Raw genomic sequence first — 14,766 nt, 5'->3', positions numbered from 1 at the left:
TGCTCCCCATCAGGCTTGTACGGTTGTTTGACGCTGTTCACCCAAACCTTCAATCCCCAGACGCATCGTCTGCCCGGCTTTCAGGTAGAGAGGCGTTGGCTTCTGCCCCATGCCGACGCCCGGTGGCGTGCCGGTAGAGATCACGTCGCCCGGCTGCAGGCTCATAAAGCGGCTCAGATAGCTGATGATTTGGGGAATGCGGAAGATCATGGTGCTGGTGTTGCCGTCCTGATAGCGCTTGCCGTCCACCTCCAGCCACAGATTCAGGCTATGGGGATCGGCAATTTCATCGGCGGTCACCAACCAGGGGCCGGTGGGGCCAAAGGTGTCGCACCCCTTGCCCTTGTCCCAGGTGCCGCCGCGTTCGATCTGGAATTCACGCTCCGAGACGTCGTTAATCACGCAGTAGCCGGCAACGTGCTGCATCGCGTCCTGCTCGCTGATATAGCGTCCGCCCTGACCAATGATCACACCCAGCTCCACCTCCCAGTCGGTCTTGAGCGAGTCACGCGGGATTTGCACCTGATCGTCAGGCCCCACCACCGCGCTGGTCCACTTGCTGAACACCACCGGCTCAGAAGGGATTGCCGCGCCGGTTTCCGCCGCATGATCGGCATAATTCAGACCAATGCAGATAAATTTGCCGATGTGGCCCACGCATGGCCCCAAACGCGGCTGTCCAGCCACCGTCGGCAGTTGGTTGATGTCCAGCGCGCGCAATTTGTCCAAAGCGGCAGGCAACAGTGCCTCACCGCTCAGATCGGCGATATGCTGTGAAAGGTCACGGATCTGCCCCTGACTGTCTAATATTCCCGGACGTTCCTGCCCCGGTGCGCCATAGCGTAAAAGTTTCATCCTGTCCTCACTGTAGAAAAATGTGTCGGGCGTCATCGCCTGAAGTTCCGGGCCTCAGTTGCTCCAGCCGCCGTCAATAATCTGCACCGTACCTGTGGTATAGGAACTGGCGTCGGACGCCAGATAGAGCGCCAACTGGGCAATCTCGCCGGTGGTGCCAATACGGCCAATCGGCTGGCGGGCCACAAACGCCTGATACACCTCTTCTTCGCTGCGGCCCTGCTCACGCGCCTGTTCGGCAATACGCTGGCGCAGCGACGGTGATTCCACCGTGCCGGGGCAAATGGCGTTACACCGGATGCCCTGGGTGACGTAATCCGCCGCCACTGAACGCGTCAGGCCGATCACCGCCGCCTTGCTGGCGCTGTAAGCGAAGCGGTTCGGCACCCCTTTCACGCTGGAAGCGACCGACGACATGTTGATAATCGAACCGTTTTTGCGCGCCAGCATGCCGGGCAAGAAGGCACGGATCATGTGGAACATCGCCGTCACATTAAGATCGAGGGCAAACGCCCACTGCTCTTCGCTGCACTCGAGGATCGAGCCGCTGTGTACCACGCCGGCGCAGTTGAACAGCACGTCGATCGGCCCCAGGGTTTCCGCCGCCGCGGCGATCGCCGCAGTATCGGTCACGTTCAGCGTCATCGGTCGAATACCGGGCAGCCCCTGCAGTTGTTCGGTGTTGATATCGGTGGCGATCACCTCGGCGCCCGCATCGGCAAACAGCCTGGCAGTGCTGAAACCAATCCCCTGTCCAGCGGCGGTAATCAGCACGCGTTTTCCAGTTAAATTCATTTTCGCTCCCTTGGCCTAAAGGCCTAATGGTCAGGCCATTAAAGGCGTTTAAAGGTCGGACCTTTAACATGACAAAAGACGCTTTACGCGTTATGGTTTGGTGAGAATATTATGAGACACACTTAAAACAGCATTTTGATTAACCAATTTTTTACACTTGAATAACGATTACTCAAGCGGCTTGAGCAATATTTGTGCGCAGCATCACTTAACTTCGAATAGCCTAAGGTAAAAAATGCCGATCACCCGACTGGAAAACCCACGTATTTACAGACAGATAGCCGACCAATTGAAACGGCTCATCGATAATAATGAATTTCCACCAGGCAGCCGCCTGCCGTCCGAGCGGGATCTGGCCCAGCAGTTACAGGTCAGCCGGGCCTCCGTGCGTGAGGCGCTGATCGCACTCGAAGTGATTGGTCTGGTGGATGTCAAAGTCGGCAATGGGGTGATCGTCCGGGCACAGACGCCGGTAATGATTTCGCAGGAACCGGTGATGGCACAGGCCGGGCGCGGTCAGTGGGCAGAAATCGATGATGAGCTGAATATCGAGCTGGATTTTAATGCCGAGCTGCCGCCCTTCTCACTGTTGCAAACCCGTTTATTGATCGAACCGGAAACCGCCGCGCTGGCCGCCCGCCATGCTACTGACCAGGAGCTGGCAGGCATCCGTGCCGCCTACGAACAAAACTGCCGTGATAACCGTGAAGGATCTGCCACCCATCCCGGTGACCGGTTGTTCCATATCCGCATCGCCCAGGCCAGCGGCAACCCGGCCTACGCCTTTATCATCGGTCACCTGCTCGGCCACCGCTATGGCAGCATGTTCCGCGTACTGCAGCGCAACTATACGCCGGACGATATGTCACACCGTTCCGAGCAGGAACATCAGGCCATCTTAGCGGCGATCGAAGCGCGTGACGTGCGCGGTGCGCGCAAGGCAATGAAGGCCCATCTGGATCAGGTGATCGCCATTTTCACCCGCGCACAGTAAGTCGATTCGGCATCATCAGGGCGGCAGAAAATTATTTATCAAACCGCTCTTTTTTCCACATGCAGCCAGGGCCGAGGCACATTACACTGACAACAGACGAAACCGGCTCATATCCCGGTTCAGGCCTTTTTCCTGTTGCCTTTTAAAATGGATAACAACCGTTGAAGAACTCTTTCTCCGCTTCATTGCTGGCGCTGAGCCTGTGTGCCGCCCCGCTGGCCGCACAGGCCGCCGCACCGCAACTGGCCTCGCAAATTGTCGACCAGTATGCTGAACATATTTTCTACAACAGCGGTGCCACCGGGATGGCACTGGTGGTGATCGACGGTAATCAGGTGGTTAACCGCAGTTTTGGCGACACCAAACCCGGCAATAATCTGCGCCCACGCCCGGATTCCCTGATCCGCATCGCCTCTATCACCAAGCTGATGACCAGCGAAGTGATGGTCAAGATGGCGGCAGAAGGCCGGGTCAAGCTCAACGATCCGCTGCGCAAATACGCCCCACAGGGCGCTTACGTCCCGGCTTATAACACTCGCCAACCGATCACGTTACTGAATCTGGCAACCCACACCAGCGCACTGCCGCGTGAACAACCGGGCAAGAAGCCGCCGAAAACACCGGTCTTTACCTGGCCGACCAAGGCACAGCGCTGGCAGTGGCTGGAACATGCCAACGTCGCGGTGCCACCGGGCGTACGTGCCTCTTATTCCAATCTGGCGTATGACCTGCTGGCCGACGCGTTATCCCGCGCGGCGGGCAAACCCTACAGCGCCCTGCTGAAAGAAAAGATCACCGCGCCGCTCGGCATGGTCGATACCACCCTGAGCCCAAGCGCCGAACAGTGTTCACGCCTGATGGTAGCCTCGGCCGGCCCCAGCGCCTGCCGTGATACCACTGCCGCGGCCGGCAGCGGCGGCGTTTACTCCACGCCGCGCGACATGCAGCGCTGGATGCAGCAGTTCCTGACCTCCAATGTTTCCGGCTCCCGTAAATCGACCGCCGCCAGCGAACAGACCATGTATTTCCAGCGTAACGATCTGGTGTCGCTAAAAGGCATGGACGTACCGGGTGAAGCCAGTGCGCTGGGACTGGGTTGGGTGTATATGGCACCGAACGGTGAGTTACCGGGGATTATTCAGAAAACCGGCGGGGGTGGCGGCTTTATTACCTATATGGCGATGATCCCGCAGAAAAACGTCGGGGTGTTTGTGGTGGTGACCCGCTCGGAACTGAGCAAGTTCACCAACATGAGCGATCCGGTGAACCGGCTGGTAAGTGATTTGGCGGCGAATAAAAGTTAATGCCATGGGGCGCAGCAGTGAGCTGCGCCCCATGAATGTCAGGCCAGAGCCAGTCTTTCGTGCATCACCGGATGGAAGTTGCGCTTGAAGTAGATCAGCCCGTTGCCGGCCGCGCTTACCACGATCTGGCGGATCTGCACCAGATACACCTGATGGGTGCCGATGCTCTGGATCTGCTCGATCTCCCCTTCCAGGCTGGCCAGCGTGTTACGCAGCACCGGCTGCCCCAGCGTGCCGCTCTGCCAGTCATCCAGACGAAAACGTTCTTCCATGCTGACCTCGGTCATACCGGCAAAGTGGCGTGCCATCAGCTCCTGCTCATGGTTCAACACGTTGACGCACAGCCGCTGATTGGCCTGAAATACCGGGTTCATCGCGCTGTTCCGGTTTATGCACACCAGCAGCGTCGGTGGTGTATCGGTCACTGAGCAAACCGCGGTGGCAGTGATACCACAGCGCCCCGCCGGGCCGTCGGTTGTGACGATATTCACCGCTGCGGACAGGCTGGCCATGGCGTCGCGAAACAGCAGACGGTGTTCATTTTCCTGAGACATACAAACCTCCTTGCGGATCACTTAAGCAGTCTATCCAACTGATTAATGTCGTCATTGTTATGCAGATGCGGCACTTTCCAGCCGTGCTGGTCGTAGTCGGACAGGCATTTGTCGACCATCTCCATCATCTTGCCCATGGTGCCGGATCCCTGCGCCTGACGCAGGCACTGCAGGCGGATCTCATCCTGGCTGCCGGCATAGTTGATCTCATACAGTTCGTGACGACCACCGAACTCACTGCCGATCGCATCCCACATCAGCTTGAGGATCTTGATGCGCTCGACGTGATCCATACCGTCGGATCCGCGCACATAGCGGGACAGGTACTTGTCGATCTCCGGGTTATTCATGTCACGCACGCTGGACGGCAGGTAAATCAGGCCACTGGTGACGTTCTTTTCGATGATGTTCTTCACCTTGGCGTAGGCCATTGGTGCCATCACGCGGTAAGTCTGTAGCGCAGCGGAATCCGGCAGATAAGCGCCATTTTCCCACTTGGTGGCTTCGGCACACATCGCATCGGTCAGCGACCAGAACAGATTGCGCCAGGCTACCACTTCGCCCAGATCGGCCTGCACGCCACGGAACTCCAACACGCCGGTACAGGACAGGCTCTTTTGCAGCAGCGCAGTGATAAAGTCCATCTTCACCGCCAGGCGAACACAGGCCTGTAAAGGGAACAAGCGGGCGAATCCCCCTTCGGTACTCCAGCGACGACAACGATCGAAATCGCGGTAGATCAGCACGTTTTCCCATGGGATCAACACATGATCCATAATCAGGATCGCATCGTTCTCATCAAAACGGCTCGATAGCGGGTAATCGAACGGCGATCCGGTGGCACCGGCCACCAGTTCATAGGAGGCGCGGGAGATCAGTTTCACCCCTTCGGCATCCATGGGTGCGACAAACATCAGCGCAAAATCCGGGTTATCACCCATCACCTGGGCCGAACCGAAGCCGATAAAGTTGTAGTGGGTCAGCGCCGAGTTGGTCGCTACCACCTTGGCACCGCTGACGATAATGCCGGCGTCGGTCTCTTTCTCCACCTGAATAAACACGTCTTTCACTTCGTTGACCGGCTTGTGGCGGTCAATCGGCGGGTTGACGATAGCGTGGTTAAAGTACAGCCCGGTTTCCTGAATGCGTTTGTACCAGTGGCGGGCGTTGTCGGCGAACTGGCCGTAAAACTCGGGATTAGCGCCCAGCGCGGAGCCGAAGGCCGCTTTGTAGTCCGGGGTGCGCCCCATCCAGCCGTAGCTCTGACGCGACCAGTCGGCGATGGCGTCACGCTGCTGACGCAGCTCTTCCGGGCTGCGTGCGTAGCGGAAGAATTTGTGGGTGTAGCCGCCGTTGCCGGTATCGGTACCCCAGCACAGGCGGTCCTGGCTAACCGGGTCATGCAGTGAGTCGTACAGTTGACCGACCGAGGCCGCCGCATTACGGAATGCCGGATGGGTAGTCACGTCTTTCACCCGCTCGCCATAGATATAAATTTCACGGCCGTCCTGCAAGCTCTTCAGGTATTCGTCACCGGTGAACGGGCGTTTGTTGTCAGCACGAAAGTCTTCAGGTTTCATTTAACTCTTCCTCGTAATCGGTATTTTAGGGGCCGTGGGTTCGGCCACTTGTTAAAATAATGTTTTCTTTTGGTTGCTTAATTGAAGCCCCCAATGCCGGTTTCGAGAAGAGACTTTTGCGGCAATCGCCGGTACTTTTCAGGCAGGTTTGCCGCTTTAGCGGCAAACTGTGATCCAGCTTACGAAAGGGAATGTTGTGCAGCGCGGTAGGTCGAGGGGGAGCAGCCTTCCAGCCGATTGAAAAAGCGGGCGAAATAGGCCGGATCTTTAAAGCCCAGGCTATAAGCGGTTTCATGCACCGTGCAGGCACTGAACAGCAGCATGCGTTTGGCCTCACGCAGCAGGCGATCGAATATCAGTCGTTTGGGCGGCTGATTGGCGAAACGCCGACACAGGTCGTTGAGTCTGGATTCGGTGACGCCCAGCGCCTGGGCATAGTCCGGTACCGGCAGGTGATCGCGGAATCGTTCGTCCACCATCCGGTTGAAACGCTGGAACAATTTCAGCTCGCCGCGCACCCCACTGGTGGCGGAATCCTCCAGCGATGCATTGCGCAACAGCAGGGTCAACACCGCCTGTGCCAGCAACGCCAGCGTCTGTTCGCGGCCGGCCAAGCGCTGGCCGAACTCACGCCGGATCAACGCCCAATAATGGCTGAGCGCCGTCAGTTCCTGCGGCGCGTCGGCCATCGACAGACAAATACCCGGCATATCCATTGCCAGATTGCTGCCGGGATACAGCCGCTCCAGCAAGGGCCAGATCAATTCCTGACGCACCGTCAGCACGTGACCGTCGCTGTCCGGCTCGGTGAAGAAGGCATGCGGCACCGAGGGCGGTGTCAGGATAAACAGCGGTGCCTGCACCGAATAGTGCTGATCGTCCAACTGCAGCTCAATCTTGCCGGTCTCCAGAAAATGCACCTGGAAGAAGCGGTCGTGCCAGTGCACCTGCATATCGCGGCCAAAAAAGGCCGCCAGCCCGGCAAAGGTTTCATAATGCACTTCATCCGTGGCGTAACGCGCATCGTACTCTTTGCAGATATCGATGTTGGCGATAAAACCGGTACTTTTCTGCATGTAATGACCTCATTCCCCCGGTAAGGGGCGCCGCATACCGCGCCCGCAAACTGTCCTCACTAAGGCGTGGCCCGTGGACGTGAACTTTGCATCGGGATACGCCAGACGATCAACGCGCCGATGATCAGCAGCGCCGAAACAAAGTACAGCCCGGAGTTAAAGCTACCGGTCAGATCCTTAAACCAGCCGATCAATAGCGGGCTGACCGCCGATCCTATGTTGCCGGTGGCGTTGATCACCGCGATCCCGATTGCCCGCGCCTCCAGGCTGATCGACTGATCCGGCGTAGTCCAGAAGATCGCCATAGCCGTGAACGAGCCGACAGAAGCCATGACGATCCCCAGCAGTTGGATCATGCTGTGATCGGTGGCAGAAGCCAGCAACCAACCCGCGGCGGCAAACAGGTACGGCAACGCGGTATGGTGCTTGCGCTCCTGTAGTCGATCCGATCTTTTACTCCACCAAATCATCCCGGCAATGGTACAGATCTGCGGGATCGCCGCCAAAATACCGATCACAATGTTGCTGCTGCCCTGGTTGAAGCTTTGCAGGATCTGCGGTGTCCAGATGTTGATGGCGCTCAGGGTGTTGGTCAGGCAGAAATAGGCCAACGTGTACATCAGCACAATCGGGGTGAAGATTTCTCGCCACAGATTGCGCTGCTGCATAGCCCGATGGCTACCCGGCCCATTGGGCTGCACCAGTTGCAACTTGTCGGCGTCCATCATGGCTTTCAGACTGGTTTTTTCTTCGTCGGTCAGCCATTTGGCCTTGGCCGGAGTATCGTCCAGGTAGAACCACACCACCACGCCCAACAGCACCGAAGGAATGCCCTCCACCAGGAACAGCCATTGCCAGCCCTTGAGGTTCATCAGCCCGTCCAGCGCCAGAATATAGCCGGACACCAGTGAACCAATCGCCATGGTCACCGGCATGGCGATCATAAACAACGCATTGGCGCGAGCGCGGTAAAACGCCGGGAACCAGTAGGTGAGATACACCAGAATACCCGGCAGAAAACCGGCTTCGGTAATGCCGACGATCATCCGCAGCACATACAGGCTGGTCGGCCCGGTGGCGAACAGAGTACAGGTCGAGGCGATGCCCCACAGCACCATAATGGTGGCGATCCAACGCCGTGCCCCGACGATCCCCAGCATGATATTGCTCGGGATACCGAAGATCACATAGGTGACGTAGAACAGGGTCGCCGCCAGACCGAACATGGTCGAGCTGAGGCCGAGATCCTTGCCCATGGTTAACCCGGCGAAACCGATATTGATGCGGTCGAGGAAAGAGAAAACAAACAGCACAAACAGGAAAATAATCAGTCGCCGAAATAGCTTTTTAATCACCGATTGCTCGGTGGCGGTTAACGCTTTATGTTGCTGCGCCGGGTTAACCGGCGGCAGCGAATCGACGTTGCTCATGGTGTCTCCAGTAAGATTGCGTCCTGCAACCTAATAAACGCCCGGGGATTGCACGGGAGGCTGTTGCTGCTTAAAGCGACCGGCCAGGGATTCCGCTGCCCGCGCCAGCAGGGTGGTATCTACCCCGACCGCGACAAACAGCGCGCCGGACGCCAGGTAATGCTGCGCCAGCTCCGGGTTAGCGGTCAGAATGCCCGGTGCCTTGCCGGCAGCGCTGATGCGCGCAATGGCATCGTCGATGGTGCGTTGCACCTCCGGTTGCTGTGGATTGCCGGCATACCCCATATCGGCACTCAGATCTGCCGGACCGATAAACACCCCATCGACCCCTTCCACCTGCAGGATCTCATCCAGGTTTTTCACCGCCTCACGGGTTTCGATCTGCACCAATACGCACATCTGCGCGTCGGCCTGTTGCAAATAATCCGGCACCCGGTTCCAGCGAGAGGCACGCGCCAGCGCGCTGCCAACACCGCGTATGCCGTGCGGCGGATAACGGGTAGCACGCACCGCATCACGCGCCTGCTCGGCATTTTGGATCATCGGGATCAGCAGCGTCTGCACGCCGATATCCAGCAATTGCTTGATCATCACCGCGTCATTCCATGCCGGGCGCACCACTGGCTGACTCGGGTAAGGCGCAATCGCCTGTAACTGCCCCAGCACCGTTTGCACGTTGTTGGGCGCGTGTTCGCCGTCGATCAACAACCAGTCAAAACCGGAACCGGCCAGCAGTTCTGCGCTGTAGCTGCTGCACAGCCCCAGCCACAGGCCAATCTGCGGGCGCTTTTCCTGCAGCGCCTGCTTAAAAACGTTGGTTAACATTGTGTTCTCCATGGTGTTTTCCCCTCCCTGAGGGGGAAATCAAACAAACCGGCAGCTAATGCAGCCCATCGGGCCGTAATCGGCATGGAAGGTATCGCCGCGTCGTGCCGCTACCGGCCGGGTAAAGGAGCCGCCGAGGATCACCTGTCCGGCTTCCAGTTCCACGTCATACGGGAACAGCTTGTTGGCCAGCCAGGCCACGCCGTTGGCCGGATGGTTCAACACCGCCGCTGCGACGCCGGACTCTTCGATCACCCCGTTGCGGTACAGCAGCGCACTGATCCAACGCAGATCCAACGCGTCCGGTTTGATTGGCCGGCCGCCCATCACCACACCGGCGTTAGCGGCGTTATCGGAAATGGTGTCGAACACTTTGCGCGGGCGCTGAGTTTCAGGGTCGACGTTATGGCTACGTGCATCGATGATCTCCAGCGCCGGAATGATGTAATCGGTGGCGTTGTAGACGTCAAACAGCGTGCAGTTCGGCCCACGCAATGGCTTGGCCAGCACAAACGCCAGCTCGACCTCAACGCGCGGCACGATAAAGCGATCGATCGGAATATCGCTTCCGTCGTTAAAAAACATGTCATCCAGCAACGCACCGAAATCCGGTTCAGTGATCTGCGAACTGACCTGCATGGCGCGCGACGTCAGGCCGATTTTATGGCCCTTCAAGGTGCGGCCTTCGGCGATTTTCAGCGCCACCCACTGCCGCTGAATGGCATAGGCGTCTTCGATGGAGATCTCGGGATGATCCAGCGACAGCGCGCGGATCTGCTCACGGTTCTGCTCCGCCTGATGCAAACGTTGCACGGCACGGCTAACCAGCTCTTTATCCAACATTGACGGCCCCTTACTCTTTACGGAATAGCGCGTGGACATTGTTTTGCTTGTAGTTCAGCACCGGATCCAGCTCTTCCATGGCGAACGACAGCGCCAGAAAGCGGTTGGCCATCAGCTCGGCGAAGTGCTCGGTGATCAGCGTGAACAGCATCGCCCCCACCTGTTCACGGCTTTCCAGGCTGCGGCCGTGGCCGATCTTCAGCGTCATATGCACAAAAGCATAATCCCGCCGGCCGTCGGCCATCTGCCAGGTGTCCAGCCAGATGGCACGGCTGCGCACCCCGGCCAGTGGGAAAATCCCGGTGTCCGCCAGCGCCTGATTGACCTTGGCGAACAGCGCGGGTAAATCCGCCTCACGGCGGATGTTGTCGGTACATTCAGCGTAAAAATGGGGCATGGCGGCTCCTCAGGCTTCGGCCGGCAGCGGGAACACGGCGTTAACCTGCCCGGTGCCGGAACTGGCGAACAGCGGGGTAATGAACTCCACCTTGCCGTCATATTTGTCCCACCCCAGCAGGCCGAGCAGCATCACGGTGTCATGCATGTTGCCTTCGCCGTAACAGTAGTCGGCGTACTCCGGCAGCATTTCGCAAAACTCGCGGAAGCGCCCTTCCTCCCACAGCTTGACCACCCGTTCGTCCATCTGCTGGTCAAACTGGCGGGTATAGCTGTTCATGCCTTCTTCGGCACGCTGGTCGTCGATAAAGCGATGTGAAAGCGAACCGCTGGCCAATACCGCCACCGTGCCGTCGTATTTCTCAATCGCGGTTTTGATCGCTTCCCCCAGCCGACGGCTGTCGGCAAAGTCATGTACGGTGCAAAACGCCGAAATCGAAATCACCTTGAAATGTTTGTCGCTGTTCATGTAGCGCATCGGCACCAGCGTGCCGTATTCCAGCTTCAGACTTGGGATCTCATGCGCCTTGGCACGCACCCCGAGTTTGCAGGCTTCCGCGGCGATCAACTGCCCCAGCGCCGGGTTGCCTTCGTATTCGTAGGTCATGTCGCGGATGAAGTGCGGCAGTTCGTTACTGGTATACAGCCCTTCGAAATGCGGGCTGCAGTTGATGTGATAGGCACTGTTCACCAGCCAGTGGGTGTCGAATACGATAATGGTGTCGACGCCCATTTCGCGGCAGCGCGCGCTGATCTCTTTATGACCGTCGATCGCCGACTGACGGCAACCGTGGTTTTTTCCTGGCATTTCCGACAGATACATCGATGGAACATGCGTAATTTTGGCGGCCAAAGCTAACTTACCCATACAACCTCCTATCCCCTTCATCTTTCGAATTGCTGCGTTGTTGGCTGCCTACGGTCACCCCAGTCACTTACCTAAGTAAGCTCCTGGGGATGTCCGTACTTGCCGCCTAGCCCCAATCCGAAAGCTGTTGGGTATAGCCTGTTTTAGTTTTAAAACATGGAGCTGATTTAGACGCCCCAGCGTGGGATCGGGTGATCACCCATGGAAATACACACGTTCTTCATCTCGGCAAACACTTCGAAGCTGTATTCCCCGCCTTCGCGGCCGGTACCGGAAGATTTCACGCCACCAAACGGCTGGCGCAGATCGCGTACGTTTTGGGTGTTAACGAAAACCATGCCCGCTTCAATATTGCGGGCCAGACGCAGCACCTTGCTCACATCCTGCGTCCAGATATACGACGCCAGGCCGTATTCCACGTCGTTGGCCATGCGCAGGCCGTCTTCTTCTGATTTGAACGGCAGCAGGCAGGCCACCGGCCCGAAAATCTCCTCCTGCGCGATACGCATCCGGTTGTCGACATCCGCCAGCACCGTTGGGCGCAGGAAGTTGCCGTGGCTCAGACCGGCCGGTTTATCCGGGCCGCCGGCCAGCAGAGTTGCCCCTTCTTCGATGCCAAGGCGGATATAGCCGGAAACTTTTTCCCAGTGCTGCGGGCTGATCAACGCGCCGACCTGGGTGTTGGGATCTTGCGGATCTCCCACTCGCAGGCGGTTGGCGCGCTCGGCGAAGCGTTTGACGAATTCCGGGTAAATGCTCTCCTGAATAAAGATGCGAGAACCGGCGGTGCAGCGTTCACCGTTGATCGAGAAAATGGTGAACAGCGCGGCGTCCAGCGCACGTTCAATGTCGGCATCCTCAAAAATCAGCACCGGCGATTTACCGCCCAGCTCCATGGAAAACTTCTTCAGCCCGGCGCTTTCAATAATCCGGCGACCGGTGGCGGTGCCGCCGGTAAAGGACACGGCGCGCACGTCTTTATGGCGCACCAGCGCATCCCCGGCGGTAGAGCCGTAACCCTGCACCACGTTGAGCACCCCGGCCGGAATACCGGCTTCCAGCGCCAGTTCGCCCAGACGAGCGGCGGTCAGCGGTGACAGCTCGGACATTTTCAGCACCGCGGTGTTGCCCAATGCCAGGCAGGGCGCGGTTTTCCAGGTGGCGGTCATGAAAGGCACGTTCCACGGCGACACCAGCGCACAGACCCCGACCGGCTGGATCAGCGTGTAGTTGAGCATCTTGTCGTCCACCGGGTAGGTGCGGCCGTTCATCTGCTGGCAGATCTCGGCGAAGAACTCAAAGTTGTGCGAGGCGCGTGGGATCAGCACGTTTTTGGTTTGGTGGATCGGCAGACCGGTGTCGGCCGTTTCCATCTCGGCGATCTGCGGTACGTTCTCGTCGATCAGTTCACCCAGGCGACGCATCAGGCGCGCACGCTCTTTCATTGGCGTATTGGCCCATTTCGGGAAGGCGGCCTTGGCGGCGGCCACCGCCTGGTCGATCTCCAGCTGTCCGCCGGACGCCACTTCCGCCAGCACCTCGCCGTTGGCCGGGTTGGTGGTGGTGAAGTACTCTTTGCTGGCTACGTTTTTACCGTTAATCCAATGGTTGATGGTTTTCATCGCAGGCTTTCCTCGTAATCTTTTTCACTGATGATGTGGTTAACCAGACGGCCGATGCCCTCGATCTCCACCACCACTTCGTCACCCGGCTGCACGTCGGCCAAGCCTTTCGGGGTGCCGGTGGCGATCATGTCGCCCGGCTGCAGCGTCATAAATTCGCTCAGGTAGCTGATCAAATAGGGGATATCAAAAATCATGTCGCCGGTGCTGCCGCGCTGACGCAGTTCACCGTTGACGTAAGTGCTGAGTGCCAAACGGTGCGGGTCGGCAATATCATCGCGATCGACAATGTACGGGCCGATTGGCGTCAGGGTGTCGCGGCTTTTCACCCGCAGATTCGGGCGATAGTAATTTTCCAGATAGTCGCGGATGGCGTAGTCGTTACACAGGGTGTAACCCGCCACATAGTCCATGGCGTTTTCGCGGCTGACATTGCGCGCAGTCTTGCCGATCACCGCCACCAGCTCGGCTTCGTAGTGCATATACTCAACGTCGGCCGGACGTACCGACACCTGGCGATGCCCGGTCAGGGTGTTTGGTGCCTTCAGGAACACCAACGGTTCTTCCGGTGCCTTGAATTCCAGCTCGCTGGCGTGGTCGGCATAATTCAGGCCCAGGGCAAACACCGTGCCTTGCGCCGGTGGCAACCACTCGACGTCCAACTCATCGACAACGCTGCCGTCCGGTAGAGTGACACGCAGTTGATCGTCGACGTTGACGTTAACAATTTGGCCATGATGGCGAATACGGGCGTGTTTCATGATGCTTCTCCTGCCTGCGTCACGCGGTTGGTCAGGGTCGGCAGACCGGCGGCACGCACCGTCACTTCGTCCCCGGGTTTAATCTCCACCCGCTGGTGCGGCGTGCCGATCAGCACCGCGTCGCCCGGCTGCAGGGTAATAAAGTCGCTGATGGCGGCAATCAGTTCCGGCACCGAACGCAGCAGATCGGCCGTTGACCAGCGATCTTGTTCCACGCCGTTGATTTCGGTGATGATTTCCAGTTTGCCTGTGGTCGCCAACTGGCCGAGATCCCCCAGCGGGCAGAAGCCGTCGCGGCATTTTGCTTTGATCGCCGGGCGGTAAAAGCTGCTTTCCGGCAGGCTGATGTCATTGGCCAGCGCATAACCGGCCAGATAGTCGGCCACCCGTTCGGCCGGCACCTTGCGCGCGGTATTACCAATCACCACCGCCAGCGTCGCGCCGCTCTGCACTTGCTCCCCGGCAGGAAACGGGATCGCCCCGCCGTTGGCGAGGTAGGTATTACGCGGTTTGATAAACCACACCGGGGTCTTGGGTGGGGTTTTATAAGGTGGCTGATGGAACGCCTGATCCCAGGCATCCATCTGGCTGCGGTGATTCAACGCGACGGAAAATACAGTGCCTTTCATGCAAACTCCTTTCAATGACAGAACATGACAACCGGCATTCATTAATATGTTAATGATTACTTTTATACGCTGTTCAGCTTTTACGCAACGCGGGTGGGTTGATTTGTGATCGTGATAACAAAATATTCACAAGTCGCGAACATTAGCGTGATTATTCAACGCATTAATCAATTTCAGGCGATTTTTCCACCCGTAGCTACATTTTCGCTTTATCCGTCGGGGTAAACTTGGCTA

At 58.1% G+C, this 14,766-nt stretch carries 15 protein-coding genes; 2 read left to right on the top strand and 13 right to left on the bottom strand.

Translation table 11 applies throughout. The features are described 5' to 3' along the window. Positions 1–9: 9 nt before the first annotated feature. Together QOT07_RS02835 and QOT07_RS02830 are read right to left on the bottom strand one after the other, a co-directional pair. A complete protein-coding gene (locus QOT07_RS02835; protein WP_099063171.1) occupies positions 10–855 on the bottom strand; it encodes a fumarylacetoacetate hydrolase family protein in 846 nt (281 codons plus the stop codon). A 54-nt stretch (positions 856–909) separates the two neighbouring features. Beyond that, positions 910–1,650 (bottom strand): SDR family oxidoreductase, encoded by a 741-nt coding sequence (locus tag QOT07_RS02830; RefSeq protein ID WP_112348484.1) that lies wholly within the window; start codon positions 1,648–1,650, stop codon positions 910–912. A 235-nt stretch (positions 1,651–1,885) separates the two neighbouring features. On the opposite strand from QOT07_RS02830, the gene QOT07_RS02825 reads away from it, so the two are divergent. Together QOT07_RS02825 and ampH are read left to right on the top strand one after the other, a co-directional pair. Beyond that, on the top strand, positions 1,886–2,644 hold the full coding sequence (locus QOT07_RS02825) for a FadR/GntR family transcriptional regulator (protein ID WP_099063173.1): 759 nt from the start codon (positions 1,886–1,888) through the stop codon (positions 2,642–2,644). A 161-nt stretch (positions 2,645–2,805) separates the two neighbouring features. After that, the gene (gene ampH / locus QOT07_RS02820; RefSeq protein WP_099063174.1) at positions 2,806–3,948 is read left to right on the top strand and encodes a D-alanyl-D-alanine-carboxypeptidase/endopeptidase AmpH; all 1,143 of its coding nucleotides are present in this window, start codon (positions 2,806–2,808) and stop codon (positions 3,946–3,948) included. Between the two features lie 38 nt (positions 3,949–3,986). Here ampH and hpaC read toward each other — a convergent pair whose 3' ends face one another. The 11 genes from hpaC to QOT07_RS02765 all read right to left on the bottom strand — a co-directional run bounded on the left by hpaC (position 3,987) and on the right by QOT07_RS02765 (position 14,532). Then, complete coding sequence (hpaC, locus tag QOT07_RS02815; RefSeq protein WP_085119599.1) at positions 3,987–4,502, bottom strand: 4-hydroxyphenylacetate 3-monooxygenase, reductase component; 516 nt, start codon at positions 4,500–4,502, stop codon at positions 3,987–3,989. Between the two features lie 17 nt (positions 4,503–4,519). Next, positions 4,520–6,082: a 4-hydroxyphenylacetate 3-monooxygenase, oxygenase component gene (gene hpaB / locus QOT07_RS02810; RefSeq protein ID WP_085119598.1), complete on the bottom strand. Its 1,563-nt coding sequence runs from the start codon at positions 6,080–6,082 to the stop codon at positions 4,520–4,522. A 179-nt stretch (positions 6,083–6,261) separates the two neighbouring features. Next, positions 6,262–7,158, bottom strand: coding sequence for a 4-hydroxyphenylacetate catabolism regulatory protein HpaA (gene hpaA / locus QOT07_RS02805; RefSeq protein ID WP_099063175.1), 897 nt, complete (start codon positions 7,156–7,158; stop codon positions 6,262–6,264). Positions 7,159–7,217: 59 nt separating this feature from the next. Continuing rightward, positions 7,218–8,588 (bottom strand): 4-hydroxyphenylacetate permease, encoded by a 1,371-nt coding sequence (hpaX, locus tag QOT07_RS02800; protein ID WP_099063176.1) that lies wholly within the window; start codon positions 8,586–8,588, stop codon positions 7,218–7,220. Between the two features lie 30 nt (positions 8,589–8,618). After that, the gene (gene hpaI / locus QOT07_RS02795) at positions 8,619–9,413 is read right to left on the bottom strand and encodes a 4-hydroxy-2-oxoheptanedioate aldolase (RefSeq protein WP_283602546.1); all 795 of its coding nucleotides are present in this window, start codon (positions 9,411–9,413) and stop codon (positions 8,619–8,621) included. A gap of 39 nt (positions 9,414–9,452) precedes the next feature. Beyond that, a complete protein-coding gene (hpaH, locus tag QOT07_RS02790; protein ID WP_085119594.1) occupies positions 9,453–10,256 on the bottom strand; it encodes a 2-oxo-hept-4-ene-1,7-dioate hydratase in 804 nt (267 codons plus the stop codon). A gap of 10 nt (positions 10,257–10,266) precedes the next feature. After that, complete coding sequence (locus QOT07_RS02785; RefSeq protein WP_129934160.1) at positions 10,267–10,653, bottom strand: 5-carboxymethyl-2-hydroxymuconate Delta-isomerase; 387 nt, start codon at positions 10,651–10,653, stop codon at positions 10,267–10,269. A gap of 9 nt (positions 10,654–10,662) precedes the next feature. Next, the gene (hpaD, locus tag QOT07_RS02780) at positions 10,663–11,520 is read right to left on the bottom strand and encodes a 3,4-dihydroxyphenylacetate 2,3-dioxygenase (RefSeq protein WP_099063179.1); all 858 of its coding nucleotides are present in this window, start codon (positions 11,518–11,520) and stop codon (positions 10,663–10,665) included. A 167-nt stretch (positions 11,521–11,687) separates the two neighbouring features. Next, positions 11,688–13,142: a 5-carboxymethyl-2-hydroxymuconate semialdehyde dehydrogenase gene (gene hpaE, locus QOT07_RS02775; protein WP_283602545.1), complete on the bottom strand. Its 1,455-nt coding sequence runs from the start codon at positions 13,140–13,142 to the stop codon at positions 11,688–11,690. Beyond that, a complete protein-coding gene (locus tag QOT07_RS02770) occupies positions 13,139–13,903 on the bottom strand; it encodes a fumarylacetoacetate hydrolase family protein (RefSeq protein ID WP_099063181.1) in 765 nt (254 codons plus the stop codon). Before QOT07_RS02770 ends, hpaE begins: the two co-directional genes overlap by 4 nt. Further along, positions 13,900–14,532 (bottom strand): fumarylacetoacetate hydrolase family protein, encoded by a 633-nt coding sequence (locus QOT07_RS02765; protein ID WP_099063182.1) that lies wholly within the window; start codon positions 14,530–14,532, stop codon positions 13,900–13,902. Before QOT07_RS02765 ends, QOT07_RS02770 begins: the two co-directional genes overlap by 4 nt. Positions 14,533–14,766: the final 234 nt, after the last annotated feature.

This window comes from Serratia proteamaculans, assembly GCF_949794035.1.
GTDB classification, from domain to species: domain Bacteria; phylum Pseudomonadota; class Gammaproteobacteria; order Enterobacterales; family Enterobacteriaceae; genus Serratia; species Serratia proteamaculans.
The sequence above is the reverse complement of the archived record's forward strand: the minus strand, read 5'-3'. Positions and strand labels throughout refer to the sequence as shown.

Bases quoted from the DNA above. Each gene is read 5' to 3' on its own strand.
- hpaH (WP_085119594.1), bottom strand. From the start codon at position 10,256: ATGTTGGATAAAGAGCTGGTTAGCCGTGCCGTGCAACGTTTGCATCAG.
- QOT07_RS02830 (WP_112348484.1), bottom strand. From the start codon at position 1,650: ATGAATTTAACTGGAAAACGCGTGCTGATTACCGCCGCTGGACAGGGG.
- hpaC (WP_085119599.1), bottom strand. From the start codon at position 4,502: ATGTCTCAGGAAAATGAACACCGTCTGCTGTTTCGCGACGCCATGGCC.
- QOT07_RS02770 (WP_099063181.1), bottom strand. From the start codon at position 13,903: ATGAAACACGCCCGTATTCGCCATCATGGCCAAATTGTTAACGTCAAC.
- QOT07_RS02835 (WP_099063171.1), bottom strand. From the start codon at position 855: ATGAAACTTTTACGCTATGGCGCACCGGGGCAGGAACGTCCGGGAATA.
- hpaX (WP_099063176.1), bottom strand. From the start codon at position 8,588: ATGAGCAACGTCGATTCGCTGCCGCCGGTTAACCCGGCGCAGCAACAT.
- hpaD (WP_099063179.1), bottom strand. From the start codon at position 11,520: ATGGGTAAGTTAGCTTTGGCCGCCAAAATTACGCATGTTCCATCGATG.
- QOT07_RS02765 (WP_099063182.1), bottom strand. From the start codon at position 14,532: ATGAAAGGCACTGTATTTTCCGTCGCGTTGAATCACCGCAGCCAGATG.
- hpaA (WP_099063175.1), bottom strand. From the start codon at position 7,158: ATGCAGAAAAGTACCGGTTTTATCGCCAACATCGATATCTGCAAAGAG.
- hpaB (WP_085119598.1), bottom strand. From the start codon at position 6,082: ATGAAACCTGAAGACTTTCGTGCTGACAACAAACGCCCGTTCACCGGT.
- hpaE (WP_283602545.1), bottom strand. From the start codon at position 13,142: ATGAAAACCATCAACCATTGGATTAACGGTAAAAACGTAGCCAGCAAA.
- QOT07_RS02825 (WP_099063173.1), top strand. From the start codon at position 1,886: ATGCCGATCACCCGACTGGAAAACCCACGTATTTACAGACAGATAGCC.
- QOT07_RS02785 (WP_129934160.1), bottom strand. From the start codon at position 10,653: ATGCCCCATTTTTACGCTGAATGTACCGACAACATCCGCCGTGAGGCG.
- hpaI (WP_283602546.1), bottom strand. From the start codon at position 9,413: ATGTTAACCAACGTTTTTAAGCAGGCGCTGCAGGAAAAGCGCCCGCAG.